Raw genomic sequence first — 26,874 nt, 5'->3', positions numbered from 1 at the left:
GCCATGACCACGTTGGCACCGACACAAGACGCTGCAATCACCGTACTAGGCGCAGGCTCTTACGGCACAGCACTGGCGATTTCACTCGCCAGAAACGGTGCCAATGTCGTGTTGTGGGGCCATGATCCCCTGCATATCGCGCAGCTCGAAACGGATCGTGCCAATCAGGCGTTTTTGCCTGATATCGCGTTTCCGGACTCATTGATCTTGTGTGCTGACTTAGCGGTGGCAGTGAATGCCAGCCGCGATTTGTTAGTTGTGGTACCCAGCCACGTCTTTGGTGATGTGTTAGGTAAGGTGAAGCCTTACCTACGTGCTGATTCTCGCGTGTGTTGGGCAACCAAAGGGCTTGAGCCAGAAACCGGACGCCTTTTACAAGAGGTGGCTCGGGAGCAACTGGGCGACAATATCCCGCTTGCGGTCTTGTCGGGCCCCACCTTCGCCAAAGAGCTGGCGGCGGGTTTGCCTACCGCGATTTCGGTGGCTTCTCCGGATGAGACATTTGTGAGTGAGTTACAAGACACCATTCACTGTCAGCACAGCTTTCGCGTTTATGGCAACCACGACTTCATCGGCATGCAGCTTGGCGGTGCGGTGAAGAATGTGATTGCGATTGGCGCTGGTATCTCCGATGGGATTGGCTTTGGCGCCAATGCGCGCACCGCACTGATCACCCGAGGGCTTGCTGAAATGACACGCTTAGGGGAGGCGCTGGGTGCATCACGCGATACCTTTATGGGTATGGCTGGGCTCGGTGACTTGGTGCTCACCTGTACCGATAACCAATCTCGAAATCGTCGCTTTGGCTTAGCGCTCGGGCAGGGCGAGGGCGTTCAAGACGCGCAAGATAAGATTGGTCAAGTGGTTGAAGGCTACCGCAACACCAAAGAAGTATGGGCGCTAGCGCAACGTGCAGGTGTGGAAATGCCGATTGTCGAGCAAATCTATCAAGTCCTTTACCAAGGTAAAGCGGCCCCGCAAGCGGCAAAAGACTTGCTCGCACGAGAGAAAAAGTCGGAATAATCGCCCAGCGAGTGCAAACTAAAACGCGCGGGGTGAGAACCGCGCGTTTTTTTTATACACTGGCAGTGGCACTGGACGTGTATACGTCCTGGTTGTAGGTCATTTTTGTAAGGACGAAGGCAGTGAATAAGGCCAGAAAAGAATGCCAGCAACACCGCGTATGGCAAGCGGTGAAAAAGGAAGCGCGCGAGCATGCTGAACGCGAGCCGATGTTGGCGAGTTTTTACCATGCCACCATTATCAAGCACGACAACCTTGCCAGTGCGTTAAGTTATATTTTGGCGAACAAGCTATCGACCCCGTCGATGCCGTCGATGGCGGTGCGAGAGGTCATCGAAGAAGTCTATGCCAATGATGCTTGCGTGACGGAGTCAGCCGCCTGCGATATTTGTGCCACGGTAGAGCGTGATCCCGCGGTGGAGCTATATTCAACGCCACTTTTATACCTCAAAGGTTTTCATGCGTTGCAAGGCTTTCGCGTCGCGAATTGGTTATGGCGTCAGGGCCGTAAGGAGCTCGCCACCTATCTTCAAAACCAAATCTCGGTGACATGCCAAGTTGATGTGCACCCTGCAGCCTGTATCGGGCGTGGCATTATGTTTGACCATGCCACCGGCATTGTGATCGGCGAAACCGCGGTGATTGAAGACGATGTCTCTATCCTACAAGACGTGACCTTGGGCGGTACTGGTAAAGAAGGTGGCGATCGCCATCCAAAAGTCCGCACAGGGGTGATGATTGGCGCAGGGGCGAAGATTTTAGGCAATATCGATATTGGCGAAGGCGCGAAAATCGGCTCCTGCTCTGTGGTGCTCAACCCTGTTCCGCCCCATACCACCGTGGCCGGTGTGCCGGCGAAAATTGTGGGCCGACCCAGCTCGCATATGCCGTCTTTGGATATGGACCAAGAATTCAACGGCTCGCATAAAACCTTTATCTCTGGTGATGGGATCTAATCTAGCCGATAAAAAACGGAGCCACTGGCTCCGTTTTTGTTCGCATATTGAACGAGATTAAAACAGCTTTTCTGCTACTTCGTACAAATCTTGGCGGAATGGACGCTTCATGTTTTCAATAGCGTCGATGATGTCGTGATGCACCATTTTATCGTTCTGAATACCCACACAACGGCCACCTTCACCTTGCTGAAGAAGATCGACGGCATATGCACCCATGCGGGATGCCAAAATACGGTCAAAAGCACCCGGTTGGCCGCCACGCTGGATGTGGCCCAAGATGGTTGCACGAGTCTCGCGGCCGGTTTCGGTCTCGATAAACTTCGCCAGTTCGTTTACGTCGGTCATCAATTCTGTGATAGCGACAATGGCGTGTTTCTTACCCTTGTAGATCCCTTCTTTGATTTTCGACAGCAGTTTGTCTTTATCCAAGCCAGTCTCTGGGGTAATGATGTATTCGCAGCCACCCGCAACGGATGCCATCAAGGTGAGGTCACCACAATGGCGGCCCATCACTTCGACAATCGAGATACGTTGGTGAGAGGATGAGGTATCGCGCAGACGGTCAATCGCATCGATAACGGTGTTCAAGGCGGTCATGTAACCGATGGTGTAGTCAGTACCGGCTACATCGTTGTCAATGGTGCCGGGTAGGCCGATACAAGGATAGCCCATTTCAGTAAGCTTCTTGGCGCCCATGAATGAGCCGTCGCCGCCAATTACCACCAGTGCATCGATACCGTGCATCTTGAGGTTTTGGATCGCTTGTTCACGTACTTTCTCGTCCGCGAACTCAGGGAAGCGGGCTGAGCCTAAAAACGTACCGCCGCGGTTAATCACGTCGGAAACACTGGTGCGGTTAAGACGCTCAATGCGGTTTTGGTGTAAACCGAGAAAGCCATCATAGATGCCGTAAACTTCGAGTCCTTCGGTGAGTGCGCTACGTACCACTCCACGAATCGCTGCATTCATGCCCGGCGCATCGCCGCCACTGGTCAAAACACCAATTTTTCTAACCATGGTTACCCTCTGACTTTTGGTCAATTAGTTCGCGCCGATTGCGGTAATGGCAACCTATTTGCCCCAGTGAACCCGCAACGACTGTTGCTTAGACTGTAATTTTCCTACTTCTGTAATAGTATTACAATTACTGTCGCTAAAAAGTTGATACATGTCAGCCCTGTGGGCTTTTGTTCACCGCCGATGACGAGAATTGTGCGTGCTCTTTGTTCACCACGGATACGGGATCTTGGTGGATCATGATATCCGCGCCGGGAAATGCAATGAGTAATCGGTCTTCCACTTCATCGGCAATCGTATGTGCATCTACTAAGGGTAGCTCGTCATCCAGCTCAATGTGCAGTTGGATAAACGTTGTCATCCCAGCTTGGCGTGTACGCAGTTGGTGGATCCCCCGCACACCTGCAACAGAGCTTGAAAGCACGGCGATGCGTTCCTGATCATCAAGCGGAATTTGCCGGTCGAGTAAGGACTGGACTGCCTCGTAGGCCATTTTGATTGCTTGCCACAAAATAAAGCCACTGATCCCAATCGCGAACCAGGCGTCGGCTTGTGTCCACCCATACCAACTGAGGACCAGTGCAATAATGATCGCCACATTCATCAGCAAATCTGACTGATAGTGCAGCGCATCGGCACGAATCGCGGGGCTCGCGGTTTTACGGATCACCCACTTTTGGAATAGCACCAACCCCAAAGTCACGAGCGTGGCCCCCACACTTACGGCTACCCCGAGTTCAGGGGCTGCAATGGGTACAGGCTTGAACAAACGTTCAAGCCCACTGAGCAGCAAAAACGAGGCCGAACCGACAATAAAGGTTGATTGAGCTAAGGCGGCTAATGACTCAGCCTTACCATGGCCAAAGCTGTGTTCGTTGTCAGCCGGTTGCACGGCATAACGCACCACGACTAAGTTGGTTAATGAGGCGAGCAAGTCGAGTAGCGAGTCCACGAAGGAGGCGAGCACACTGACCGAGCCGGTCAGCCACCAAGCAATCAGCTTGGCGATCAGCAATAGGGTGGCGACGCAGGTTGCGGCCCAAGCAGCGGCCTCAACCCAGAAGGCATACTTTTTTGTCATACCAAGGGCAGCAGGTTAATCAAGTCTGCCCTCAGTATATATCTCATTCACGGCAAACGTATGACACGGCGCAGGTTTAACGTGAACAATCGCCTTTTTTACCGTGATGACGACGCTGCCCTTTGCCTTGTTTATCATGCTTTTTATGCATGGCGTCAAAGAACGCAGTTTGCTGCTCCGGGGTGAGCACCTGCATCATCGCGTGTTGATGACGTGCATGGGCCACGCGGCGTTCAGTATTCGGCTGTGGCTGAGCCGACAATAAATCGCGCACCGCTTGCTCATCAAAGGTGTCTTGGGTCAGTAAGGTTTTCATCTTGGCTTGAACGTCGCCGCGTGCCTGCTGACGTTGAGTGCGGTACTCATCACGCAGTGCTTGGAGTTGATTTTGTTGAGCCTCGGTTAACTCTAGATCACGCCACATCCCGCGGTCCATGCCATCGCCAAAGTGGGGAGCGGCGAGGGTGGGCAGGGCAATGGCGGCTATTGCCAGGCCGATAGTGAAACGTTTCATTATTCTTCTCCGGTAGTGAGTGGTTACCTGTTTAGCTTACGGGCTGGGATGTAAAGTCACGTTATTCGGTGTAAAGATGGGTAAAGTCACTCATCCGCGGGCGTAGCTATGATAGAACTACGGCTAATTGATAATGGGCAGAGAGTCTGATTGCCATGCAAGAGGTTTTGATCATCGATGATGATACCGCACTGACGGATTTACTCAGTGAGCTGCTCTCACTGGAGGGATTTTCCGTGCGTTGTGCGGATAATGGCCAAGCTGGCCTTGAGATGGCGAGCGCTTCGCCCCCTGACATTATTCTGCTTGATGTGATGATGCCGGTTTTGAACGGCATGGAAACCTTGCGTCAGCTGCGCGCCACATCCAACGTCGCGATCTTGATGCTCACGGCGCGAGGAGAAGAAGTAGACCGAGTGATGGGGCTCGAGCTGGGGGCGGATGACTATTTGGCCAAACCCTTTAGCGATCGCGAACTGCTGGCGCGAATGCGGGCCATTTTGCGCCGAACGCAGGTCGTAAGCGCAGAGTCGGCACCGCCTGAAGATGAGCCGGTACTGGCTCATCATGATGTGCGAGTGTACCCGCGTCGATTAGAGACGTTGTGCCAAGATAAACCCGTGGCGTTGACCGGTATGGAAACCGAAATGTTGGCCTGTTTGCTTCATCACCCCGGTGAAGTGGTAAGTAAAGCCTTATTGAGTGAGCAGGTGCTAGGAAAGCGACTCATGCCCTTTGACCGTGCAGTCGATGTGCATATTTCCAATTTGCGTAAGAAGCTGCCAGAGCGCCTTGATGGCAAACCTAGGATTAAAACCCTAAGAGGTAAGGGCTATCTATGGGTCGACTAGGTCTCTGGCGTCGCCAGCTCGCCGAGCGCTGGTCTCGGGTGCCCTTTCTCGGAAGCTTATACGGACGGGTTTTTATCATTTTCTGGCTGACGCTGCTGGCGGTGTTAGCGGCGGTTATTTGGGCACAGCGAGAAGACCCGCGTAGCTTGCATACCATTCCCTCGCCGGAAAAAGCCCGTATCCAAGCCCAACTGGAACAATTAGTAGCAATCTCACAACAGCGTGATATTCCAATTGCGGTGATGGTTGCACGTCAGAATCAACATCGCGGTCATCGTCGCACGCCCTATAAGTTGTATTGGGTGCCTGATAGCGCGACATTAGGATCTTTGCCACGCGAATTACGCCATTTTATATCGCAAACCACCGACACTGATGCGCCGATGCAGCGCCTTTATCACCGCAATATGTTAGCCGGCCCTTTCCCCGTCACTACCGCGCGTGAAGCCGGAACCTTTTATCATGCTCGGCGCTGGCAACCCAAGCTGCCGTTTGTGCTTAAAATTTTGGAAAAACCACAGCACTTATTAGTGGTGACCATGTTGGTCAGTACGCCTTTGTTGCTCTGGTTGGCGTATACCTTGACGCGTCCCGCGCGGCGGTTTCAAACGGCGAGTCAGCGAGTCGCCAAGGGGCAGTTGGTGATTGACCCTACCCTTGAGCAAGGTCCCAAAGAGTTTCGCGACGCAGGTCGAGGCTTTAACCAAATGGTGACCGCGCTCAATCAGATGGTGACTGGGCAGCAACAACTAGTGTCGGATATTTCCCATGAGTTGCGCTCACCCTTGACTCGATTACAAATGGCACGCGCCCTGGCCGCGCGTGAATTGGGCGATAGCGAAGTGTTAGCGCGGATTGAACGGGAAGCGAGCCAATTGGAAGCCTTGATCAGCGAGCTACTCACCTTGTCACGACTGCAATCGCAAGGACACCTTGAACGCGAATCCATCAGTGCTCAAGCACTCTGGCAATCGGTCGTTGACGATGCCCAATTTGAAGCGGGGCAGCAGGGTAAGCAGATCGAGGTGACTCCCTTTCCTGATGTCGCATTAACCGTCAATGTGCGCTTAGCCCGCAGTGCGCTCGACAATGTGCTGCGTAATGCGATTCGCTACGCCAATAAACATGTCTGCCTATCGGTTATGAGCGAGCAAGCGGGGTTAAATATTGAGATTCAGGACGATGGCCCCGGCGTTCCTGAGACAATGCTGACTGATATTTTCCGCCCCTTTTATCGCGTGTCTGCCGCGCGAGACCGTCAATCGGGCGGAACTGGGCTGGGGCTAGCGATTACTGCACAAGCCGTACAGCAACATGGTGGCCAAGTCAGTGCTGCGAACCATCCACAAGGTGGACTCGTGGTGCGCTTGCAATGGCCGAGTGGTTAATATTGCGCAATCTACCAGCGGTTGCGACAATACCTGCCTTGCTTACTTTGGTAATAAACTCTCATGTTTGATATAGCGCTTTACGAGCCTGAAATTGCCCCTAATACGGGGAATATCATTCGTCTTTGTGCCAACTGTGGTGCGAACTTGCATTTGATTGAGCCGCTTGGCTTTGATCTGGAAGAAAAGAAAGTCCGTCGTGCGGGACTGGATTATCACGATCTTGCTCGAGTGACACGTCATAAAGACTATGCGGCGTTTGCAACCGCGATGGCGGGTCGTCGGATCTTTGCGTGTACCACCAAAGCCACCCAGTTCCACACTGAGGCGACGTTTGCGGACGGTGATGTGTTGTTGTTTGGGCCAGAAACGCGCGGCTTGCCTGATGCGTTGATCCAAGCATTGCCAGACGCGCAGCGGTTGCGCATTCCCATGCAGCCAGAGGCACGTAGCCTAAACCTGTCTAATGCCGTGGCCATTATTGGCTATGAAGCGTGGCGGCAATTAGGATTTGCCGGCGCACAATAAAAAACGTCCCCAGGTTGGGTAATGCCGATCAGTTAAGCAAAAAATGATCGGTTGAACGATCCTGAGAGGGTGTCAAAATCCGAGTGTTTCTGCACACTCGGATTTTTTTATGTTCTTAAGACAAGCCCTCGACCGAATACATCAATTCTCTGCTGACCAACTCAATGGTCTATCCGATCTCCTTTGCCCTGAACTCATTCACCAATGTCTTGAGGACACAGGCGTCGCGACGATTCGTAAGCGTAGGCTCCCCATGGAATTGATGGTATGGAGCGTTGTGGGAATGTCACTTTATCGGCATCTATCGATGAGTAAGGTGGTCTCTCAGCTAGATATATTGCTACCGGGCAAGAAACCCTTTGTTGCGCCGAGTGCGGTTATCCATGCCCGTAAGAAGTTGGGGCACAAGCCAGTCGAAGCGGTGTTCAACCAAACTCAGCAATTGTGGCATGAGAAGACCCCACATCCTGACTGGTACGGACTCACTTTACATGCTGTTGATGGCGTAGTTTGGCGAACACCAGATACGGCCGACAACGATAAGGCTTTTAGCCGAACCGGTAATAAAACAACGACGTCAGACTATCCTCAAGTTCGCATGGTCTGCCATATGGAATTAACGAGTCATCTGCTTAACAGTGCTGCCTTTGACTCCGTCTCCGTCAGTGAGGTTGACCTGACCGCTCAGCTTATCGATAAAGCCCCAGATAATAGCCTCACCCTGTTTGACAAAGGCTTTTATGCCTTAGGGCTTCTCCATCGTTGGCAAAGCCAAGGTAAGGAGAGGCACTGGCTAATTCCGTTACGAAAAGGGGCGCAATATAAGACATTGAGAAAACTGGGGCGTGGTCAGGAGCTAATTGAACTCTCGCTAACTGCTCAAGCGAAAAAGAAATGGGCTGATGCGCCAGATACACTGGAGGCGAGACTCATTACCACCAAGGTCAAAGGGAAAGAGGTCAAACTGCTGACGTCAATGACCGACCCCAAGCGGTATATAGGGGCCGATATTACAGAGCTCTACAGTCATCGTTGGGAAATCGAATTAGGCTATCGAGAGATGAAGCAGTACATGCTTCAAAATAGCCTTACGCTAAGAAGTAAAACACCGGCGTTAGTTAAACAGGAGCTTTGGGGGATGTTGCTCGCCTACAACCTACTGCGTTTTATGATGTGCCAGATGGCGTATTCATTGAACACGGTAATGCCATACCAAATAGGCTTTAAGCAGGCATCAATATTTTTAGTGAGTCAGTTGCAGATGCTCCCGGCTGTCGCACCTGGAAGATACCCAGAAGTGCTCCGATATATCCTCGACATGGCAGAGAGCTTTGTACTTCCAGAGAGGCGAGAGAGGACATACCCAAGAGCAGTAAAGAAAAGGCCCAATCGCTATGCGACTAGGCCTTCTAAAAGACGTAACTCAGCTTAATTCACATGCATTACCCCAGGTTGGGGACGTTTTGTTAGATGTTTAGCGTCAGTCGCTTACGATTTTTTCGCGTCAGCCGCTGCTTTAGCGATAGCGGCAAAGCCCGCTGCGTCAAGCGCGGCACCGCCAACTAGCGCGCCGTCGATATCCGGCATCGCGAATAGCTCTGCAGCATTTCCTGCTTTTACTGAACCGCCGTACTGAATCACAACCTTGCTTGCGACGTCTTCGCTGTAAGACGCAATGTGCTTACGAATGGCCGCGTGGATTTCTTGAGCCTGTTCTGCCGTCGCAGCTTTACCAGTACCGATCGCCCAAATAGGTTCATAGGCAATGATCGCACCGTTCAGCGCTTCAACACCTTGTGATTGGATCACTGCGTCAAGCTGACGTGCACAGACAGCAAGGGTTTCGCCCGCTTCGTTTTGTGCTTCGGACTCACCGATACAAAGTACTGGCGTGAGGCCATTTTCTTTCAAGAAAGCGAATTTCTGCGCGACAAATTCGTCAGATTCTTGGTGATATTCACGACGCTCTGAGTGGCCGATAATAATATGGGTGGCACCAAAGTCTTTCAGCATCTCTGCAGAGATATCACCGGTGAATGCGCCGCTGTTGTGCGTGTCGACGTTTTGCGCACCAAGCTTAATGGCGCTGTCTGCCAGCAGTTGTTCGGCTTGTGCCAAATACATGACCGGTGGCGCAACAGCAACGTCTACACCTTCCACGCCTTTAAGTTCAGCGTTCAGGCCGTTTAGCAGTTCAGTGACCATGGCTTTGCTGCCATTGAGTTTCCAGTTACCCATTACCAATGGACGGCGCATAGGAATTCCTCCGCGGTTTAGTTGATTTGAAGTCAAAAGATGTAAAGAAGGTAGTCTATTGTAGCGCGGCCTTCTCTGTTTAAAATCATAGAATGGCGAGAATGCCTTCGTTTTTACGCGTTTTATTGGCAAAAGTGAACCGCTAAGTAGTAAATTTTCATCATTTTGTGGCACGTCTGGCCAGTGAACTGTGATGGTCTCGCTAGAGTGGTGGTGAAAAATCCGGCACCATAGCCTTTCTCAATAACAAGGAGTGTGTGATGCCGCATTTAATCATGGAATACACAGAATCGGTTTCTGAACGAGTGAACATCGATCAGGTGGTGGAGGCCTTACATCAAGCCGCCATCGCCAGTGAAGTGTTTGAGCCGGCGGCGCTAAAGTCGCGAGCCGTGCCCTGCGGCGTATGGCGGGTTGGAGAACAAGCAGACCGTGGCGATTTTATTCATGTCGAATTTCGCTTGCTCGATGGGCGAACGGTGGCGCAAAAGCAAGCCATTAGCCAAGCGCTGGTTGACGTGTTATCCCGTCATGCTAGTCACGTGAGCAGTTTAACGGTTGAAATTCGTGATATGGAAACCAAAAGCTACAGCAAGCGGGTCGCGTCGGCTGTGGTTTAACCGATGGTAAGGCGGTAACGGGTGGACGTTCCACCCGAGCCGATTTGGGCGTTATTCGCTTGCGCGTGCGCTTTGGCGCGCGGCTTGGCCGACGCGAAAGTCCATGATTTCAGCGTTGTGGCTACGTAGCGATTCGGGTGATTCAAAGGCGGTGGCAAAGCGTGAGTATTGCTTTGACAGCGCTTGAAATAACATGACGTTCACGTGCAGTGGGTTTTTGCCATGTTCTATCACGCGGTTGATGTGGCTTAGCATGGCGTGGAGCTGTGGTTGCGTGGCATGTGAGGCATTGGCAATCACTTCTTCACTCATCTTGAGGCGCAAAGCTTCTAAAGCTTTTGGATCGGACTGAGCCAAAGCGGCCAGTTCATCAAAAGAAGGTAGCGTCTTCATAAGTTACTCCTTTATACGCCGTCGGTCAGATGACCGCATTACCAAGGCGTATGAATAACTATGAGTCGGGGGCGTGGGGGGATCAAATTCAGGGTGTCTGAGCCACTTGGCGCTCTGAACGGGAAAGCAGACTGTGGCACAAACAATCCCCTGAAAAATGACCGCTTTTTAGTGCTTATTTTTAACCATAAAAATACAACGGGTTACCGTATGCACCCCAGCAAAGGGGCGCAACGACTTACCAATAGTGCTCGGTGGTAATGTTACCGGGCTTACGGCGTAGGTTTTTGCTTAATCCTTTGCCTTCCAAAATGCTCTTCACTTCTTTGACCATCGCCGGGTTCCCGCACAGCATCACTTGACTATGGTCGGGCTGAAGCGGTAGCCCAACCACGCGTTCGAGCAAGCCATCTTCTAACGCATGGGTGATCCGTCCAGAAAGGGCGCCCGCGGTGGGCTCGCGACTCACGAACGGTTGCACGACTAACTGATCGGGGTATTTTTCTTGTAGTGCGTTGATGCGTGCTTGATAGGTCAGATCCGCCGCGAATCTTACCGCATGCACCAAGATAACCTTTCTAAACCGTGACCAAACATCCCCTTGCTCCATAATCGACAGATAAGGACCAATGGCGGTACCGGTGGCGAGCATCCACAAATGTTGTCCTTGCGGCACTTCATCCAAGGTGAAGTAGCCTGCGGGATCTTTGGTGATCATCACGGTTTCACCCGGCTCTAGCGCATGCAGTCGCGGCGACATGAGTCCATCGGCGACACGTGTGGCATAGACTTCGTGATACTTACTTTGAGGAGGGTTAACAAACGAGTAGGCGCGTTGAATGAGTTTACCGTCGATCTCCATCCCCAGTTTTGTAAACTGGCCGGCGGTAAAGGGTTCAATAGGGGCGGATAACACCAGGCTGAAGAGATCCTTCGTCCAATGTTGGTTCTCCACAACTTCAGCCTTGATCCAAGTGGCCATATTACCTCCTCACGTCTTTTCTCCGATTCGATATGTACAGCGACGTTGCCCGGACACGATGTGCTCTTCGCGCTCGATACGGTAAGCATTACCTAAAAGGCGTTGAAATAATTGTATTTCTGAACGGCAAAGCGCCGGACACGTTTTGGCTGCGTGGCAGATAGGGCAGTGATGTTCAATCAATATGTAGTCGGCGCCATCCTGTTGGAGCTCGGCCATATACCCCTCGCTCTCTCTAAGATACGCCAAGGTTTGCAATTTAGCCTCTAAATTATCGCAATCTTTTAGTGCATCTTGATATTGCGCAAGGGTTCGCGCTTCTCGTTGCGCGATCACTTTTTCGACGCCCTGCTCGCCAAACACGTCTTGGACGGAGTCAATCAAGGTGATCGACAGATCGTTATGACTGTCTGCAAAACGGCTATGACCACTGGCGGTGAGCGACCAGTGGCGGGTGGGGCGACCCACTTTGGCGCGCACATCTTCGAAATCAACCAGCCCGTCTCGCTCAAGGCTCTGTAAGTGTTGGCGCACGCCCATCGTGGTCATCCCCAGCGATTGCGCGAGGGTTTTTGCGCTGACACTGCCTTCTCGTTTAAGGGTATCGAGAATGCGATCGGTAGACTTGATGGTAGTGATAGTGATTACCCCAATCCGCTGCCCAGCAGCACACAACTAAATAAAGCAAAGTGTTTATAAAAGGGTAATCGAAATCAATCCACTTGACCAGTCAGGGCAGCACATTGGCTGCCCGCTGAGTTATAAGATGTGATGCTTGATGGCGTCGTCTTTACGGCTTAAATAGTGGGTCGAGCGGATGCGGCGTATGGTACGACATTGACCGCGTACCACCAGGGTTTCTGTGGTGGCCAGATCGCCTTGGCGGCTAATGCCATCTAGCAAGTCCCCTTTGGTGATCCCTGTGGCGGCAAAGACAACGTTATCACTGCTCGCCATGTCGGACAACGTCAGTACTTGGTGGGCTTGGATCCCCATTTCTTGGCAACGGGCTAATTCTTGCTCACCAAAAGCGCGGTTCTCTGGGGTATCGTCTTTGACTTCGTGGCGAGGGAGCAAACGTCCTTGCATGTCGCCGCCTAGGGCGCGAATAACGGCGGCTGACACCACACCTTCCGGCGCACCGCCAATGCCGACCATCACATCTACTTCGCTTTCAGGCATGCAGGTAAGAATTGAGGCGGCCACGTCGCCATCGGGAAAGGCGAAAACTCGGATCCCGCGTTGCTGCATAGTGGCGATGATGGCGTCATGGCGAGGCTTTGCCAAGGTGGCGACGACCAGCGTATCTAGGGTTTTACCTAGGGCGATGGCGATATTTTCTAAGTTCTCGAGCAGGGGCTTGTGCAGATCAATGGCACCTTTGGCGCCCGGTCCCACTACCAGTTTTTCCATGTACATATCCGGCGCTTTTAAAAAGCTACCTTTCTCGCCGGCGGCCAGTACCGCCAGGGCATTCGCTTGCCCCATGGCCGTCATGCGTGTGCCTTCAATTGGATCGACGGCAATATCGACCGCGTCGCCACCCAAGCCGACTTGTTCACCGATATAGAGCATCGGCGCGTCGTCTATTTCGCCCTCGCCAATCACAATTTCACCATCAATCTCGGTGAGGTTCAGTAAGGTACGCATCACGGCGACGGCTGCACCATCCGCTGCATTTTTATCGCCACGGCCCAGCCATTTATAACCGGCAAGGGCGGCGCCTTCGGTGACACGAGAGAAAGCCAGTGCGAGATCGCGTTTCATGAGTACTCCAAGATAAAAGCCACAAAAACTGGTCAGCCCAGTGAGCGCGCGCCAGTTTACCAGAAATAGAAAACGTTTGCGTACGCCTGTGAGCAGGGGATATGTGGAAATACACGTCAGGCGGATCAGGAATAACACCAAATATGCTGGATTTTTGTGCACTTGCGCGTTGGCAAGGCGCGAGAACAGTGGCAGTCTAGCGTGCGCTCGGTACAATAACAGCGGGGTGCACAATCACGTTGCACGGGTTGCTGCTGATGTCAGTAGTAACGGGATCAATCGTCAGAAATAAGGTGGCCTTGATGTCATTGGAAGTATTAGAACAACTCGAAGCAAAAGTACAAATGGCGGTGGATACCATTTCGCTGCTGCAAATGGAAATCGAAGAGCTGAAAGAAAAGAATGACGCGCTAGAGCGTGATGCAGCCTCGGTGAAAGAAAGCCGTGAAAGCCTCGAGCAAGAAAACGCCAAACTGCGTGAAGAGCAAGAGGCGTGGCAAAACCGTATTCGTAGCTTGCTGGGCAAGATTGAGAACGTCGAATAAACAAAAACAGAGCCGATTGGCTCTGTTTTTCTATCCGCGTGAGGCGACGTATTAGTCGTCGTCTTCCTCGTCATCAACGTCGACGCTATCCATGGTGAGCGCGTCGGGTGAGAGGATCACGCCGGTCGTATCTGCATAGACATGATCGTCCGGGAGGAAAGTCACACCGCCAAAGTTGACGGGAACGTCGGTTTCCCCTGTGCCTTGTTCATCCGCGCCGACCGGAATCGATGCCAGTGCTTGAATACCGATATCAATCTCATCAATGGTGTCAACATCACGGACGCAGCCATACACAATCATACCTGCCCAATCGTTATCAGCAGCAAGCTGTGCAATTTCTCCATCAATCAACGCACGGCGCAGTGAGCCACCGCCATCAATCAACATGATCCGTTGCTGACCGTCTTGTTCAGCAAGCTCGCGGATAAGGCCATTATCCTCAAAGCATTTAACGGTTGTAATCTGGCCACCAAACGCACTGCGGCCCCCGTAAGAGCTAAACATTGGCTCCACGACATCCACTTGTTCAAGATACATGTCGCATAGTTCCGAGGTATTGTATTCCATAGTCTAACTTCTTGTTGAGGCAGAAAAAGGCTGACAACATGCGGTTGCCAACAAGGCTAGTCCAAGTATAACGGGCCGATAAGGCTTTGCAATGCAAAAGGGGACAATCTGTGCCCTGATTACACTAACAGCATACCGGTCATAAAAAGGCCATTGGTGACCAGTGCACAACGTACCATGTTTCCCATCATAGGACGCAATGCGGTGGCGCTTGCGGCTTGATACACTTCACGGCCATGGCGAATCAATAAGGGAACGCCGGCGAGAAACAACCATCCCAGCCAAGCTTGGAAGGTGAGCGCGGCAAACAGCGAATAGCAAACCACGGCACTGGCAAGCAAAATTACATGGTATTGACGACCTCGATGTGGGCCTAACCGTACCACAAGCGTATGTTTGCCACAGGCGCGATCGTTATCAATGTCGCGTAGGTTATTGATGTTGAGCACTCCCACTGCGAGTAAGCCGCATGCGGTTGCGGGGAGGATAACTAGCGAGTCAATGTGTCCAACTTGTAAATAGTAGGTCCCAGCGACACCCAGCCAACCGAAAAACATCAACACGGAGAGATCCCCCAGCCCACGATAGCCATAGGGTTTATTGCCCACGGTGTAGGTAATGGCCGCCACAATGGCCATGACACCGAGTAGCAGAAAACTGACGATATCAGTCGGTTGTTGGCAGGCAATGGCAATTAAACTGCCACCACTAATGAGCGTGAGTAGTACGTTGAGGATGAGCGCACGCCGCATGGTAGCGATACTCACGTGTCCTGACTGAATAGCGCGCATCGGGCCTAGGCGCGCGGCGTTATCTGTCCCTTTCACCGCATCGCCATAATCATTGGCGAGGTTAGACAAGATCTGCAGTAATAACGCGGTGACCAAGGCCATGGCGCTAATCGACCAAGAAAGACGCCCTTGTGAGGCGGCGACCGCGCTGCCACATAAAATAGAGGTAATGGCAAGGGGCAAGGTCTTGGGCCGAGCGGCATCAAGCCAAATAGCCAAAGTGGATTGAGTCATACAGACACTCTCGACGAACAGACAATATCGCCATTATCGCTTAAGCGTGTAAGTGGGCAACGGGCAGGGTGGGGAAATTCGACTTCCGTTTGCGTCAGCGCAAACTTTTATGCAAAAAAGGGCAGCGTTTGCTGTAATGCCGATCAGTTAAGCAAAAAATGATCGGTTGAACGATCCTGAGAGGGTGTCAAAATCCGAGTGTTTCTGCACACTCGGATTTTTTTATGTTCTTAAGACAAGCCCTCGACCGAATACATCAATTCTCTGCTGACCAACTCAATGGTCTATCCGATCTCCTTTGCCCTGAACTCATTCACCAATGTCTTGAGGACACAGGCGTCGCGACGATTCGTAAGCGTAGGCTCCCCATGGAATTGATGGTATGGAGCGTTGTGGGAATGTCACTTTATCGGCATCTATCGATGAGTAAGGTGGTCTCTCAGCTAGATATATTGCTACCGGGCAAGAAACCCTTTGTTGCGCCGAGTGCGGTTATCCATGCCCGTAAGAAGTTGGGGCACAAGCCAGTCGAAGCGGTGTTCAACCAAACTCAGCAATTGTGGCATGAGAAGACCCCACATCCTGACTGGTACGGACTCACTTTACATGCTGTTGATGGCGTAGTTTGGCGAACACCAGATACGGCCGACAACGATAAGGCTTTTAGCCGAACCGGTAATAAAACAACGACGTCAGACTATCCTCAAGTTCGCATGGTCTGCCATATGGAATTAACGAGTCATCTGCTTAACAGTGCTGCCTTTGACTCCGTCTCCGTCAGTGAGGTTGACCTGACCGCTCAGCTTATCGATAAAGCCCCAGATAATAGCCTCACCCTGTTTGACAAAGGCTTTTATGCCTTAGGGCTTCTCCATCGTTGGCAAAGCCAAGGTAAGGAGAGGCACTGGCTAATTCCGTTACGAAAAGGGGCGCAATATAAGACATTGAGAAAACTGGGGCGTGGTCAGGAGCTAATTGAACTCTCGCTAACTGCTCAAGCGAAAAAGAAATGGGCTGATGCGCCAGATACACTGGAGGCGAGACTCATTACCACCAAGGTCAAAGGGAAAGAGGTCAAACTGCTGACGTCAATGACCGACCCCAAGCGGTATATAGGGGCCGATATTACAGAGCTCTACAGTCATCGTTGGGAAATCGAATTAGGCTATCGAGAGATGAAGCAGTACATGCTTCAAAATAGCCTTACGCTAAGAAGTAAAACACCGGCGTTAGTTAAACAGGAGCTTTGGGGGATGTTGCTCGCCTACAACCTACTGCGTTTTATGATGTGCCAGATGGCGTATTCATTGAACACGGTAATGCCATACCAAATAGGCTTTAAGCAGGCATCAATATTTTTAGTGAGTCAGTTGCAGATGCTCCCGGCTGTCGCACCTGGAAGATACCCAGAAGTGCTCCGATATATCCTCGACATGGCAGAGAGCTTTGTACTTCCAGAGAGGCGAGAGAGGACATACCCAAGAGCAGTAAAGAAAAGGCCCAATCGCTATGCGACTAGGCCTTCTAAAAGACGTAACTCAGCTTAATTCACATGCATTACAGCGTTTGCTGCCCTTGATATCGGTATAGATTAGAGAATAAAGCGGCTGAGATCTTCGTCATCCACCAGCTCTTCAAGGTGGCTACGCACGTACTCGGCATCCACTGTCACACTTTGACCGGCGCGCTCGCTGGCTTCGTACGAGACGTCTTCCATCAAGCGCTCCATCAGCGTATGCAGACGACGAGCACCGATGTTTTCGGTTTTCTCGTTCACGCGCCAAGCGGCAGAAGCGAGCTCATCGATACCACTTTCTTCAAACGCCAGATCAATCTCTTCGGTTTTCAGCAAGGCGGTATATTGCTGGGTGAGCGAGGCGTTTGGTTCAGTGAGGATACGCTTAAAGTCATGGGTTGATAGGGCTTCAAGCTCAACACGGATTGGCAGACGGCCTTGCAGCTCTGGGATCAGATCAGACGGACGTGACACTTGGAATGCGCCTGAGGCGATAAACAGGATATGATCAGTTTTGATCATGCCGTGTTTGGTTGAGACCGTACTGCCTTCCACTAACGGCAGTAGATCACGTTGCACCCCTTCGCGCGATACGTCACCGCCGCTGGTGTTACCGGATTTACAAATCTTATCGATTTCATCAATAAAGACGATGCCATTGTTTTCCACCGCATGAATGGCTTGCTCTTTGATGTCATCATGATTGACCAGCTTGGCTGCTTCCTCTTCGGTCAACACCTTCATCGCGTCTTTGATTTTCATCTTACGCTTTTTGGTGGTGTTGCCTGCCAAGTTTTGGAACATGCCTTGTAGCTGGTTGGTCATTTCTTCCATGCCGGGAGGCGACATAATCTCAACGCCCATTTGTGGAGCGGCAACGTCGACTTCTACTTCTTTATCGTCGAGTTTGCCTTCACGCAGCTTTTTGCGGAAGTTTTGACGGGTTGAAGAGTCTTCCTGACTGGCTTCATTTTGCCCCCAAGCGTCACGGGCTGGTGGCAGCAAGATATCGAGGATGCGCTCTTCCGCTTGCTCTTCAGCACGGAATTTCACTTTCTCCATCGCTTGCTGTTGGGTCATGTTCATCGCCACATCCGCGAGATCGCGAATAATGGTTTCCACTTCTTTACCCACATAACCGACTTCGGTGAACTTGGTCGCTTCGACTTTTATGAAAGGCGCATTGGCAAGGCGCGCCAGACGGCGAGCAATCTCGGTTTTACCCACACCCGTCGGGCCAATCATAAGGATGTTTTTCGGCGTGACTTCCGCACGCAGATCTTCTGGCAGCTGCATACGGCGCCAGCGGTTACGCAGTGCGATCGCCACCGCACGTTTGGCTTTATCTTGGCCGATAATATGGCGGTCAAGCTCATGCACAATTTCGCGTGGAGTCATTTCAGACATGACAAATCCTGTTATTTACTCTCGAGTTCTTCGATGGTGTGATGCTGGTTGGTGAACACACAAATGTCACCAGCGATCGCGAGGGCTTTTTCGGCAATTTCTCGGGCGCCTAGTTCTGTATTTTCGAGCATGGCGACAGCGGCGGCTTGCGCAAAGTTGCCACCCGAGCCAATCGCAATGAGATCACGCTCAGGCTCGACCACGTCGCCGTTACCAGTGATGATCAGTGACGCGGTTTCATCCGCCACCGCCAACAAGGCTTCGAGCCGGCGTAGGGCGCGATCGGTACGCCACTCTTTGGCGAGTTCAACCGCCGCTTTGGTGAGATGGCCTTGATGCAATTCGAGCTTGCGTTCAAAGCGCTCAAATAGGGTGAAGGCATCCGCCGTACCGCCAGCAAAACCAGCTAATACTTGGCCGTTATATAAACGGCGAACTTTGCGTGCATTGCCTTTCATGACAGTGTTACCAAGGGAGACTTGGCCATCGCCAGCAATGACCACTTTACCTTCGCGGCGAACGGAGACGATTGTAGTCACGGGAACCTCTTTGTTTGTTTCTGGTGCACCAGATGGGTGATTACCTTAAGAGTTTGGGCCGCGGACGAGGGTTTTCAAGGGGAGTGGTAATATTTCCTCGCGCTGTCTTGCCACCGATGCCTTACCGGTCCGACTAAAAAACGGACCGGTAGAGCAGGACAAACGGATTATTCCCAATACCAGATGGCGCAGGGTTCGATACCCGCACGACGTAGCATGTTGCGATCTCGCTCAGCTTGGCGTTTACGTGGGTAAGGGCCGAGCACCACACGGTACCAAGCGCCTTTTTCGCCTTGGCTGACTTTGATTTGGCTTTCAAGGCCTTGAAACGCAATCATCGCTTTACGCTCACTGGCTTGTTCGCGGCTGCGGTACGCGCCACATTGCATCAGGTAAGGACGGGTTGATTGAGGAATTTCTTTCGCTTCAACCTCCACCTTTTTGCTTTCCAGCTCTTCGATGTAGCTCCATTTTTCTTTGGGCTTTTCAGGCAAGGTGCTTTTCGGCTGCGGCTTTGCCGGTGCAGTGGGTTGCTGAGGTTGCGCTGGCGCCGGCGTATCGGTTTGGCTCAAAAGGTATAAACCATAGCCAAACGCGCCCACGAGCGCGATCGCAAGCAGTGCCCATTTGAGTGGGAAGCCTTTACGAGCCGGTGGTTGGCGACGGGAGTTTTTTTTGCGTGGCGCTTTGCCACGTTTGACGTAATCACGAGTTGCCACAGCAAATAATCAAATCAAGAAGCCAGTAAAGCGCTCATGTTACTGGCTTCAACCCGTGCTGACTAGTCTTACTATCGAGACGGGGGCGCGACACTCTCACGGATCACCAATTTGGCATCCAGTAAGCGAGAGCCGGCGTTCACATCTCGTCCGCGTAAGATACTGAGTAACATCAGCATTGCTTGACGACCAATGTCATAGCGAGGCTGTGATACCGTGGTAAGCGGTGGATCGCAGTACTCAGCGAATTGAATGTCATCAAAGCCGACAATAGAAATATCTTGCGGCACACGCATGCCCAAACGTTTTGCCTGCTGCATGGCACCCACTGCCATCACATCACAATGACAGAATACGGCGGTGGGGGGCTCAGGCAGGGATAACAGGCTTGTCATGGCCCGAGCACCAGATGCAAAACTGAAATCCCCAGTCACACTGTAGGCGGGGTTAACCGTGATCCCAGCTCGGCGCAGTGCTTGCTGGTAGCCTTGGGTGCGGAACTGTGTCAGTGCCGTATGGGTTGCGCCGGTAATGTTGGCAATACGGGTATGCCCCACTTGGGTCAGGTAGTTGACTGCCTCGAATGCCGCGGTGAGGTTATCGATATGCACGGTAGGCAACTCGAGCTCTGGCGCATATTCACAGGCCATCACCAAGGGGGGAAGATTTTTTTGCTCTGGCTTGCTGACATCAAATGGGACATCCGTGCCCAAGAGCAGCATGCCGTCGGCTTGCTTGGTAAAGACTAAATTCACAAAGGAGTTTTCACGGTTTTGCTGCTGGGCGCTGTCGCCAAGCAAGACCAAGTAGCCATGTTCCATCGCCGCTTCTTCGATACCGCGAATGATCTCACTAAAGTAGGGATCGCAGATATCCGGAATGATCGCGACAATGGTCTTAGACTCATTGCGGCGAAGATTGCGCGCGAGTGAATTGGGGGAGTAGCCAGCTTCAACCACGGCCTGTTCGACCTTCTTACGCGTGGATGCAGACACCTTTTCAGGGTTCATCAGTGCGCGCGAGACCGTGGCAGTAGATACACCGGCAATGTGGGCAACGTCCTTCATTGTCGCCATAATGACAGTCCTCTTGTTGTCTGAGTTAGTCAGATCAGTAAGTTATTCACTCCTCTGACCTGTCTAGGATGCGTCAGTTTGCGAAGGTATTCTACCTAGGCTTGGCCCATATAAATACGAACAAGCTAACACTTATTGCAAAGAAATCGTGATCTACGTCGCTTTAATGCAAGGGAATGTTAAGAAAGGTCTTGCGGCTCAACATCTAATGACCATCTAACTTTGCGTGACAAGGGCAATTGTTGGATGACGGGCAAGGCAACGGTGAGCCATTGTTGCATCACTTTTCGTGACGGTGCCTGGATCAGCAGTTGCCAGCGATAACGCCCTGCGCGTCGCGCCATCGGCGCAGGCATCGGCCCCATAATGTGTACCTCATCATGTTGAATGGGTGAGGCGGCCAAGGTTTGTCGGACTTGCTGTAAAAATTGCTGCACGCTGTTGTCCTCATGCCCTTCGGCACGAAACAGGCTTAAGAAGGTATAAGGGGGCAGCCACGCTTGGCGACGTTCTGCCAATGCAGAGTCAGCAAACGCCTGATAACCCTTGTGGATCAGCGCTTGAATGAGACTGTGCTCAGGGTGGTGAGTTTGCAAAATCACCGTACCGGGTTTGCTGGCGCGGCCAGCTCGCCCGGCGACTTGTACCATCAACTGCGCGAGACGCTCTGGGGCACGGAAGTCATTACTGAACAAGGCGCCATCCACATCGACAAGCGCCACTAAGGTGACATTGGGAAAGTGATGACCTTTCGCAAGCATTTGGGTGCCGAGTAGGATTTGATACTCACCTTTTTCGATGCCGGCGAGATAGCTCTCTAGGCTGCCTTTGCGTCGGGTATTGTCGCGATCGATACGGACCGTATTGTAGTCGGGAAACAGTTCGCCCAGCTGGGCTTCGAGTTGCTCGGTCCCCACGCCCACACTGATCAGCTGTGTCGAACCACAATCCCCACATTGGGGCGGCACGCGTTTTTGATGCCCGCAATGGTGGCAGCGTAACTCTTGATGCTGTTGGTGGAGGGTGTAGTAGGCATCACAGCGTTGACAACTGGCGAGCCAGCCACATTCGTGACACATCATTGCAGGCGCATAACCACGGCGGTTTAAAAACAACATCACCTGATTTCCCTGCTGAAGATGCTGACGCATTTCGGCAATTAAGGGCGCCGATAAGCCCGCCTCAAGATGGTGGCCTTTGATGTCGAGCACCCCTTGGCGGGCGGTGACTGCATTGCCCGGACGTTGGGTTAAGCGTAAGTATTGGTATTTTCCCGTTTGTGCATTGTGTAGCGTTTCCAATGACGGTGTTGCCGAACCGAGCACCACAGGTATCTTTTCTTCATGACCGCGCATTACCGCCAGATCGCGTGCATGGTAGCGAAAGCTGTCTTGCTGCTTATATGAGGGATCGTGCTCCTCATCAATAATGATGATGCCAAGCTTCGCCATTGGGGTGAAAAGTGCTGAGCGTGTTCCAATCACAATTGCAGCTTGATTGTCGCGAGCCGCCAGCCACGCGCTGAGTCGCTCCGTATCATTGAGCCCCGAATGCATCACGGTAACCGGGACGTTAAAGCGGCGTTCGAATCGGCGGATGGTCTGCGGGGTGAGGCCAATTTCGGGCACCAATATTAACGCCTGCTCGCCACGCGCTAAAACCGGCTCTAAGACGTTTAAATACACTTCGGTTTTGCCCGAGCCGGTAATACCTTCTAAAAGCACACAGGCAAAGCCATCGCTGGCGTTGATGGTGGCAACGGCCATGGCTTGTTCATGGTTCAGTGAGGGCTTGTCTTCACTGATGGTAAAATGCCGTGCCCAAGCTTTGCCTTCAAGCGGTGGGGTGTAAGGCGCGATCCAGCCTTTGTCCACCAAGGTATTAATCACAGCGGGGGTAATGTCTTGCTCCACGAGGTCGGCATGCGGAGTAGGGCCGTGAGTGAGCAGGGTTAACACACGCGCTTGTTTTGGCGCGCGGGTAAGCCCGGTCACCGGTTGATTCTGTCCGGCTTCGGTCAATTGCCACCATTTTTGCTGCTTGAGCGCTGCGGGTCGACCTTTGCGCAGTAGCGTCGGCATCACGGCGCCCATCGCATCGCCAAGTGGATGATGATAAAAGCGACTTGCCCATTGCAACAGGTGATAGACGGCAGGAGTCCAAAGTGGCGCGTCATCCAATACCTCAGTGATCGCCTTGACTTGATGGGCGGCAACACTAGGTGTGGTGGTGATGGCAGTGACAATGCCGACCTTATGCTGGCGACCAAAAGGCACCTTCACACGTGCTCCCACCACAGGGACGTGTTCGGTAATCCGGTAATCAAAAGTTTTCGCCAGCGGGACCGGTAAGGCCACTTGTGCAAACTGTTCCATCACAACATCTTATCGGCTAACAAGACGCTCAGTGTAACGGCTTGACCCAGGTAGGCAAAGCCTTGTTGTTGGATACAAGGTGATGGGCGACTGCACAAAAAAGTTGCGAAATCGAGGTCGCTTGATTAGAATTGCGCGCCTTAGAAAATGTTTGTTAACGACGTGTGGTGCCCGGCTTAGGATCGGGAGAGCGACACGGCCTTCACTATGAGGTTATCCCTATGAAAGCTGGTATCCATCCAGAGTACAAAGCTGTCACTGCTAAGTGTTCTTGCGGTAACGAATTCGCGTTCAACACCACTCTTGGTAAAGACATCAACCTAGACGTGTGTGACAAATGTCACCCATTCTACACTGGTAAGCAACGTATCGTTGACACCGGTGGTCGTGTTGACCGCTTTAAGAAGCGTTTCGGTGCCCTTAGCAGCAAAAAATAAGCCGCTAACAGCCGAATGCGAAAAAGGGGTGCGAAAGCGCCCCTTTTTTGATCCCGTCGTCACCTTTTTAACGTCTAGAGGTCGGAGGTTAACGTTCGGGGCCGTTTTAGACTGGTGGACCTTTAGCCACTGCGTTAACATCGTTTATCTTGCTCGAATCTACCCTGTGGTTTGAGTATAGCGTTGCTGATATCAGCAGCCTTCCCAGCTGATATTGGTGCATCCCTTCACGATAATAACTAGGAACACTACATGTCGGACGATAAACGCCAGCAAGCGCTGGATTATCATGCATACCCTACTCCCGGAAAAATCTCTGTTGAATTGAGCAAGCCTGCTGACTCGGCGGCGGATCTGGCGTTGGCATACAGCCCAGGCGTTGCAGAGCCGGTCCGTGAAATCGCTCAAAACCCAGACGCTGTGTATCAATACACCGCAAAGGGCAACATGGTTGCGGTGATCTCAAACGGTACCGCCATTTTGGGATTGGGTAACTTAGGGCCAATGGCCTCAAAGCCCGTCATGGAAGGTAAAGCTTTATTGTTCAAGCGTTTTGCTGGCTTGGACTCGATCGACATTGAAGTCAAACACCGTACTATCGATGAATTCGTGGATACCGTTGCGAACATCGCGGATACCTTTGGGGGCATTAACCTTGAAGACATCAAAGCGCCGGATTGCTTTGAAATTGAAAAACAGCTGATTGAACGTTGTGAAGTACCTGTTTTTCACGATGATCAGCACGGTACCGCGATTGTTACCGCGGCGGGTATGCTGAATGCTCTTGAGCTGCAAGGCAAAGATATTCGTGAAGCCACCATTGTGTGCCTTGGTGCTGGTGCAGCGGCTGTTGCCTGCATGGAGCTATTGATCAAATGTGGCGCGCAACGCGAAAAAATCTACATGCTGGATCGCAAAGGCGTGATCCACACCCGTCGTGACGACATCAATAAGTACAAGCAATTGTTTGCCAACAATACCGACAAACGTACCCTCGAAGATGTGATTGAGGGCGCTGATTTGTTTGTGGGTGTGTCAGGGCCAGACTTGCTCTCGCCAGAGGCACTAAAACTGATGGCCGATAAGCCGGTTGTTTTTGCTTGCTCGAACCCAGACCCTGAAATTAATCCAGAGGTCGCGCATCAAGTCCGTGATGATTTGATCATGGGAACAGGGCGCTCGGATTATCCAAACCAAGTCAACAACGTACTCTGCTTCCCGTTTATTTTTCGTGGAGCGTTGGATGTGCGTGCCAGTGAAATTAATGATGCAATGAAACTGGCGGCCGTTGAGGCGATCCGTGGTTTGGCGAAAGAGCCTGTCCCACAATCGGTATTGGACGCGGCAGGTGTTGATGCGCTGCATTTTGGCCCGGATTACATTATTCCTAAGCCAATGGATGCACGCTTATTGCCACGCGTGGCTCGCGCGGTGGCACTTGCAGCGGTTGAAACTGGCGTCGCCCGTATCGAGATGCCAGACAACTATATGCTCGACAAGGCGTAACATGCTCGACAAGGCATAATGCGTGAGCGTTAGGAAAAACGTGCTCTCATAAAACCTGAAAAGGTTGTGCCGAGCACCGATGATGACAAAAAACCCGCCAATCGGCGGGTTTTTTTAGTATTCGCTATCGTCGAACTCGATACCTAGTTCTTTCATGATCTGACGCGCTTCAGCAGGAATGCTGTCAGGCTTGTCTTTGCGAATATCGTCATCGGTTGGCAATGGCTGGCCGGTATAAGCATGCAAAAATGCTTCACACAGCAGCTCACTGTTGGTCGCGTGACGCAGGTTATTAACCTGACGGCGTGTCCGCTCGTCAGTGAGAATTTTTAAAACTTTAAGTGGGATAGAAACGGTGATTTTTTTCACCTGCTCCTTTTTCTTACCATGCTCGGCATACGGATTAATGTAATCGCCGTTCCACTGCGCCATGTCTCACCTATCTTGATTATTGAATACCCAGAATGATGCTGCGGAGATTCTAGCTATATTAACCGCCACATGCAAAGCTGTATAGACGTCTAGAAGTGTTGACGTCTCAAAAAGTGCAGGGTAAGGTGAGGATAACAACGCTGGCTCGCGCACCACATCGCAAGGATGAACCATGACCCGAAAAAAAACTGACACCATCGCTGTAAGAACTGGCATTGGCACCGACACGCAACATCATGCGGTGGTTCCCCCTTTATATCTCTCGACCAATTATCGCTTTCCCGCGTTGGGGGATGTGCCCACCTATGACTATGCACGCGGAGGGAATCCGACCCGCGCCCAGCTAGAGCAAGCATTGACTGACTTAGAAGGGGGCGCGGGGGCCGTGGTAACCAACTGCGGGATGTCCGCGATTAATTTGGTGTTATCGCTATTGAATGCGGGTGACAAAATTGTGGCCCCGCATGACTGTTATGGTGGCACGTATCGCTTGCTTGAGTCCCGAGCCAAGCAGGGAATTTGGCAGGTTAAATTTGTCGACCAATCCGATCCAGACGCCTTGGCGAGCGCCTTGGCAGAATCACCGACGTTGGTGCTGGTGGAAACTCCATCTAACCCCCTGCTGCGCGTGGTCGATATTGCCGATATTTGCCAACAAGCGCATCAAGTCGGCGCTTGGGTGGTGGTCGACAACACTTTTTTATCTCCTGCTTTACAGCAACCACTTGCGCTAGGGGCCGACATGGTGGTGCATTCGACCACCAAATTTATTAATGGGCATTCTGATATTGTCGGTGGCGCGGTTATTGCAGCAACCAGTGAACTTGCCGAAACCTTAGCGTGGTGGGGCAACTGTATAGGAGCCACGGGCAACGCGTTTGACAGTTATATGACATTGCGAGGGTTGCGTACCTTAGGCGCACGGGTTAAACAACACCAGCAAAACACGCAAGCGGTACTCGCCTATTTGCAAACGGTTCCTGCTGTGCGCCAACTCTATTATCCGGGACTCACGACCCATCCGGGTCACGAAATTGCTGCCCGTCAGCAATCAGGCTTTGGTAGTATGCTGAGCTTGGAATTGGATACCGACAGTGACGGGGTGGCGCGTTTTATCGCAGGCCTTTCGCTATTTGCTTTAGCAGAGTCGTTAGGCGGTGTAGAAAGCTTGGTCACACACCCAGGCTCCATGACACATCGGGCGATGAGTGATGCGGCGCAAGCGGAAGCGGGTATCGCACCGACCTTGCTGCGCTTTTCAATCGGATTGGAAGATGCGGATGATCTCATCGCTGATTTGGCCAACGCTTTTGCGGCATTGGCCGCGTAACCTGAACAACGTTACGGC

At 52.0% G+C, this 26,874-nt stretch carries 28 protein-coding genes; 12 read left to right on the top strand and 16 right to left on the bottom strand.

The genetic code is table 11. The features are described 5' to 3' along the window. Window positions 1–3: 3 nt before the first annotated feature. Window positions 4–1,023 (top strand): NAD(P)H-dependent glycerol-3-phosphate dehydrogenase, encoded by a 1,020-nt coding sequence (gene gpsA / locus E8E00_RS12640; RefSeq protein WP_096630578.1) that lies wholly within the window; start codon window positions 4–6, stop codon window positions 1,021–1,023. 122 nt (window positions 1,024–1,145) lie between these two features. Next, entirely contained in the window at window positions 1,146–1,979 is an 834-nt protein-coding gene (cysE, locus tag E8E00_RS12635) for a serine O-acetyltransferase (RefSeq protein ID WP_069590864.1), read from the top strand. A 57-nt stretch (window positions 1,980–2,036) separates the two neighbouring features. Here the strand turns inward: cysE and pfkA are convergent, their stop codons facing one another. The 3 genes from pfkA to E8E00_RS12620 form a co-directional block, all read right to left on the bottom strand. Next, window positions 2,037–2,999, bottom strand: a complete 963-nt coding sequence (gene pfkA / locus E8E00_RS12630) for a 6-phosphofructokinase (RefSeq protein ID WP_069590862.1) — start codon at window positions 2,997–2,999, stop codon at window positions 2,037–2,039. A gap of 154 nt (window positions 3,000–3,153) precedes the next feature. After that, on the bottom strand, window positions 3,154–4,080 hold the full coding sequence (gene fieF / locus E8E00_RS12625) for a CDF family cation-efflux transporter FieF (protein WP_096630581.1): 927 nt from the start codon (window positions 4,078–4,080) through the stop codon (window positions 3,154–3,156). Window positions 4,081–4,156: 76 nt separating this feature from the next. Next, the gene (locus tag E8E00_RS12620) at window positions 4,157–4,594 is read right to left on the bottom strand and encodes a Spy/CpxP family protein refolding chaperone (protein WP_096630583.1); all 438 of its coding nucleotides are present in this window, start codon (window positions 4,592–4,594) and stop codon (window positions 4,157–4,159) included. Window positions 4,595–4,749: 155 nt separating this feature from the next. On the opposite strand from E8E00_RS12620, the gene E8E00_RS12615 reads away from it, so the two are divergent. From E8E00_RS12615 to E8E00_RS12600, 4 genes are all read left to right on the top strand, one after another. Next, a complete protein-coding gene (locus E8E00_RS12615) occupies window positions 4,750–5,445 on the top strand; it encodes a response regulator (RefSeq protein WP_069590857.1) in 696 nt (231 codons plus the stop codon). Continuing rightward, complete coding sequence (gene cpxA / locus E8E00_RS12610; RefSeq protein WP_096630586.1) at window positions 5,433–6,833, top strand: envelope stress sensor histidine kinase CpxA; 1,401 nt, start codon at window positions 5,433–5,435, stop codon at window positions 6,831–6,833. The genes E8E00_RS12615 and cpxA overlap by 13 nt, the downstream gene beginning before the upstream one ends. Window positions 6,834–6,896: 63 nt before the next feature. Then, complete coding sequence (locus E8E00_RS12605; protein WP_096630589.1) at window positions 6,897–7,361, top strand: tRNA (cytidine(34)-2'-O)-methyltransferase; 465 nt, start codon at window positions 6,897–6,899, stop codon at window positions 7,359–7,361. Between the two features lie 109 nt (window positions 7,362–7,470). Next, window positions 7,471–8,793, top strand: coding sequence for an IS4 family transposase (locus E8E00_RS12600; protein ID WP_096629381.1), 1,323 nt, complete (start codon window positions 7,471–7,473; stop codon window positions 8,791–8,793). 56 nt (window positions 8,794–8,849) lie between these two features. On the opposite strand, the gene tpiA is transcribed toward E8E00_RS12600, so the two are convergent. Next, window positions 8,850–9,617 (bottom strand): triose-phosphate isomerase, encoded by a 768-nt coding sequence (gene tpiA / locus E8E00_RS12595; RefSeq protein WP_096630591.1) that lies wholly within the window; start codon window positions 9,615–9,617, stop codon window positions 8,850–8,852. Window positions 9,618–9,877: 260 nt separating this feature from the next. Here tpiA and E8E00_RS12590 point away from each other — a divergent pair, with 260 nt between their 5' ends. Beyond that, window positions 9,878–10,237, top strand: a complete 360-nt coding sequence (locus E8E00_RS12590; protein WP_069590851.1) for a 5-carboxymethyl-2-hydroxymuconate Delta-isomerase — start codon at window positions 9,878–9,880, stop codon at window positions 10,235–10,237. 51 nt (window positions 10,238–10,288) lie between these two features. Here the strand turns inward: E8E00_RS12590 and E8E00_RS12585 are convergent, their stop codons facing one another. The 4 genes from E8E00_RS12585 to glpX all read right to left on the bottom strand — a co-directional run bounded on the left by E8E00_RS12585 (window position 10,289) and on the right by glpX (window position 13,379). Then, window positions 10,289–10,630, bottom strand: coding sequence for a DUF3135 domain-containing protein (locus E8E00_RS12585; RefSeq protein ID WP_069590849.1), 342 nt, complete (start codon window positions 10,628–10,630; stop codon window positions 10,289–10,291). Window positions 10,631–10,868: 238 nt separating this feature from the next. Further along, entirely contained in the window at window positions 10,869–11,612 is a 744-nt protein-coding gene (locus tag E8E00_RS12580; protein ID WP_069590846.1) for a ferredoxin--NADP reductase, read from the bottom strand. A gap of 9 nt (window positions 11,613–11,621) precedes the next feature. Then, window positions 11,622–12,242 (bottom strand): metalloregulator ArsR/SmtB family transcription factor, encoded by a 621-nt coding sequence (locus tag E8E00_RS12575; protein ID WP_069590905.1) that lies wholly within the window; start codon window positions 12,240–12,242, stop codon window positions 11,622–11,624. A gap of 129 nt (window positions 12,243–12,371) precedes the next feature. Further along, the gene (gene glpX, locus E8E00_RS12570) at window positions 12,372–13,379 is read right to left on the bottom strand and encodes a class II fructose-bisphosphatase (RefSeq protein ID WP_077662607.1); all 1,008 of its coding nucleotides are present in this window, start codon (window positions 13,377–13,379) and stop codon (window positions 12,372–12,374) included. Between the two features lie 302 nt (window positions 13,380–13,681). Here glpX and zapB point away from each other — a divergent pair, with 302 nt between their 5' ends. Further along, window positions 13,682–13,924: a cell division protein ZapB gene (zapB, locus tag E8E00_RS12565; protein ID WP_069590841.1), complete on the top strand. Its 243-nt coding sequence runs from the start codon at window positions 13,682–13,684 to the stop codon at window positions 13,922–13,924. A gap of 51 nt (window positions 13,925–13,975) precedes the next feature. On the opposite strand, the gene rraA is transcribed toward zapB, so the two are convergent. Beyond that, window positions 13,976–14,494: a ribonuclease E activity regulator RraA gene (gene rraA, locus E8E00_RS12560; protein WP_069590839.1), complete on the bottom strand. Its 519-nt coding sequence runs from the start codon at window positions 14,492–14,494 to the stop codon at window positions 13,976–13,978. 119 nt (window positions 14,495–14,613) lie between these two features. Further along, window positions 14,614–15,519 carry a 1,4-dihydroxy-2-naphthoate polyprenyltransferase gene (locus E8E00_RS12555; protein WP_069590837.1) on the bottom strand — a complete coding sequence of 302 codons (906 nt, stop codon included), beginning with the start codon at window positions 15,517–15,519 and terminating at the stop codon, window positions 14,614–14,616. Window positions 15,520–15,743: 224 nt separating this feature from the next. On the opposite strand from E8E00_RS12555, the gene E8E00_RS12550 reads away from it, so the two are divergent. After that, window positions 15,744–17,066 carry an IS4 family transposase gene (locus E8E00_RS12550; protein WP_096629381.1) on the top strand — a complete coding sequence of 441 codons (1,323 nt, stop codon included), beginning with the start codon at window positions 15,744–15,746 and terminating at the stop codon, window positions 17,064–17,066. Window positions 17,067–17,110: 44 nt separating this feature from the next. On the opposite strand, the gene hslU is transcribed toward E8E00_RS12550, so the two are convergent. The 5 genes from hslU to priA all read right to left on the bottom strand — a co-directional run bounded on the left by hslU (window position 17,111) and on the right by priA (window position 23,154). Further along, window positions 17,111–18,442 (bottom strand): HslU--HslV peptidase ATPase subunit, encoded by a 1,332-nt coding sequence (gene hslU / locus E8E00_RS12545; RefSeq protein WP_077479517.1) that lies wholly within the window; start codon window positions 18,440–18,442, stop codon window positions 17,111–17,113. Window positions 18,443–18,453: 11 nt separating this feature from the next. Next, the gene (gene hslV, locus E8E00_RS12540) at window positions 18,454–18,981 is read right to left on the bottom strand and encodes an ATP-dependent protease subunit HslV (protein ID WP_069590834.1); all 528 of its coding nucleotides are present in this window, start codon (window positions 18,979–18,981) and stop codon (window positions 18,454–18,456) included. 167 nt (window positions 18,982–19,148) lie between these two features. After that, window positions 19,149–19,700: an SPOR domain-containing protein gene (locus E8E00_RS12535; RefSeq protein ID WP_077455095.1), complete on the bottom strand. Its 552-nt coding sequence runs from the start codon at window positions 19,698–19,700 to the stop codon at window positions 19,149–19,151. A gap of 71 nt (window positions 19,701–19,771) precedes the next feature. Beyond that, window positions 19,772–20,809: a DNA-binding transcriptional regulator CytR gene (gene cytR, locus E8E00_RS12530; protein ID WP_256369730.1), complete on the bottom strand. Its 1,038-nt coding sequence runs from the start codon at window positions 20,807–20,809 to the stop codon at window positions 19,772–19,774. A gap of 146 nt (window positions 20,810–20,955) precedes the next feature. Then, window positions 20,956–23,154 carry a primosomal protein N' gene (priA, locus tag E8E00_RS12525; RefSeq protein WP_168174065.1) on the bottom strand — a complete coding sequence of 733 codons (2,199 nt, stop codon included), beginning with the start codon at window positions 23,152–23,154 and terminating at the stop codon, window positions 20,956–20,958. A 218-nt stretch (window positions 23,155–23,372) separates the two neighbouring features. On the opposite strand from priA, the gene rpmE reads away from it, so the two are divergent. Beyond that, window positions 23,373–23,588, top strand: coding sequence for a 50S ribosomal protein L31 (rpmE, locus tag E8E00_RS12520; RefSeq protein WP_069590826.1), 216 nt, complete (start codon window positions 23,373–23,375; stop codon window positions 23,586–23,588). Window positions 23,589–23,840: 252 nt separating this feature from the next. Beyond that, window positions 23,841–25,094 carry a malic enzyme-like NAD(P)-binding protein gene (locus E8E00_RS12515; RefSeq protein ID WP_069590824.1) on the top strand — a complete coding sequence of 418 codons (1,254 nt, stop codon included), beginning with the start codon at window positions 23,841–23,843 and terminating at the stop codon, window positions 25,092–25,094. Between the two features lie 114 nt (window positions 25,095–25,208). Here E8E00_RS12515 and metJ read toward each other — a convergent pair whose 3' ends face one another. Next, window positions 25,209–25,526, bottom strand: a complete 318-nt coding sequence (metJ, locus tag E8E00_RS12510; RefSeq protein ID WP_069589843.1) for a met regulon transcriptional regulator MetJ — start codon at window positions 25,524–25,526, stop codon at window positions 25,209–25,211. Between the two features lie 172 nt (window positions 25,527–25,698). Between metJ and metB the strand changes: the two genes are divergently transcribed. Further along, window positions 25,699–26,856, top strand: a complete 1,158-nt coding sequence (metB, locus tag E8E00_RS12505; RefSeq protein WP_096630596.1) for a cystathionine gamma-synthase — start codon at window positions 25,699–25,701, stop codon at window positions 26,854–26,856. Window positions 26,857–26,874: the final 18 nt, after the last annotated feature.

The sequence above is a fragment of the Salinivibrio sp. YCSC6 genome, from assembly GCF_004916735.1.
Classification (GTDB): domain Bacteria; phylum Pseudomonadota; class Gammaproteobacteria; order Enterobacterales; family Vibrionaceae; genus Salinivibrio; species Salinivibrio proteolyticus.
This window is presented reverse-complemented; position numbering and strand designations above follow the sequence as displayed.

Bases quoted from the DNA above. Each gene is read 5' to 3' on its own strand.
- gpsA (WP_096630578.1), top strand. From the start codon at position 4: ATGACCACGTTGGCACCGACACAAGACGCTGCAATCACCGTACTAGGC.
- pfkA (WP_069590862.1), bottom strand. From the start codon at position 2,999: ATGGTTAGAAAAATTGGTGTTTTGACCAGTGGCGGCGATGCGCCGGGC.
- fieF (WP_096630581.1), bottom strand. From the start codon at position 4,080: ATGACAAAAAAGTATGCCTTCTGGGTTGAGGCCGCTGCTTGGGCCGCA.
- E8E00_RS12620 (WP_096630583.1), bottom strand. From the start codon at position 4,594: ATGAAACGTTTCACTATCGGCCTGGCAATAGCCGCCATTGCCCTGCCC.
- E8E00_RS12615 (WP_069590857.1), top strand. From the start codon at position 4,750: ATGCAAGAGGTTTTGATCATCGATGATGATACCGCACTGACGGATTTA.
- cpxA (WP_096630586.1), top strand. From the start codon at position 5,433: ATGGGTCGACTAGGTCTCTGGCGTCGCCAGCTCGCCGAGCGCTGGTCT.
- E8E00_RS12605 (WP_096630589.1), top strand. From the start codon at position 6,897: ATGTTTGATATAGCGCTTTACGAGCCTGAAATTGCCCCTAATACGGGG.
- E8E00_RS12600 (WP_096629381.1), top strand. From the start codon at position 7,471: ATGTTCTTAAGACAAGCCCTCGACCGAATACATCAATTCTCTGCTGAC.
- tpiA (WP_096630591.1), bottom strand. From the start codon at position 9,617: ATGCGCCGTCCATTGGTAATGGGTAACTGGAAACTCAATGGCAGCAAA.
- E8E00_RS12590 (WP_069590851.1), top strand. From the start codon at position 9,878: ATGCCGCATTTAATCATGGAATACACAGAATCGGTTTCTGAACGAGTG.
- E8E00_RS12585 (WP_069590849.1), bottom strand. From the start codon at position 10,630: ATGAAGACGCTACCTTCTTTTGATGAACTGGCCGCTTTGGCTCAGTCC.
- E8E00_RS12580 (WP_069590846.1), bottom strand. From the start codon at position 11,612: ATGGCCACTTGGATCAAGGCTGAAGTTGTGGAGAACCAACATTGGACG.
- glpX (WP_077662607.1), bottom strand. From the start codon at position 13,379: ATGAAACGCGATCTCGCACTGGCTTTCTCTCGTGTCACCGAAGGCGCC.
- zapB (WP_069590841.1), top strand. From the start codon at position 13,682: ATGTCATTGGAAGTATTAGAACAACTCGAAGCAAAAGTACAAATGGCG.
- rraA (WP_069590839.1), bottom strand. From the start codon at position 14,494: ATGGAATACAATACCTCGGAACTATGCGACATGTATCTTGAACAAGTG.
- E8E00_RS12555 (WP_069590837.1), bottom strand. From the start codon at position 15,519: ATGACTCAATCCACTTTGGCTATTTGGCTTGATGCCGCTCGGCCCAAG.
- E8E00_RS12550 (WP_096629381.1), top strand. From the start codon at position 15,744: ATGTTCTTAAGACAAGCCCTCGACCGAATACATCAATTCTCTGCTGAC.
- hslU (WP_077479517.1), bottom strand. From the start codon at position 18,442: ATGTCTGAAATGACTCCACGCGAAATTGTGCATGAGCTTGACCGCCAT.
- rpmE (WP_069590826.1), top strand. From the start codon at position 23,373: ATGAAAGCTGGTATCCATCCAGAGTACAAAGCTGTCACTGCTAAGTGT.
- E8E00_RS12515 (WP_069590824.1), top strand. From the start codon at position 23,841: ATGTCGGACGATAAACGCCAGCAAGCGCTGGATTATCATGCATACCCT.
- metJ (WP_069589843.1), bottom strand. From the start codon at position 25,526: ATGGCGCAGTGGAACGGCGATTACATTAATCCGTATGCCGAGCATGGT.
- metB (WP_096630596.1), top strand. From the start codon at position 25,699: ATGACCCGAAAAAAAACTGACACCATCGCTGTAAGAACTGGCATTGGC.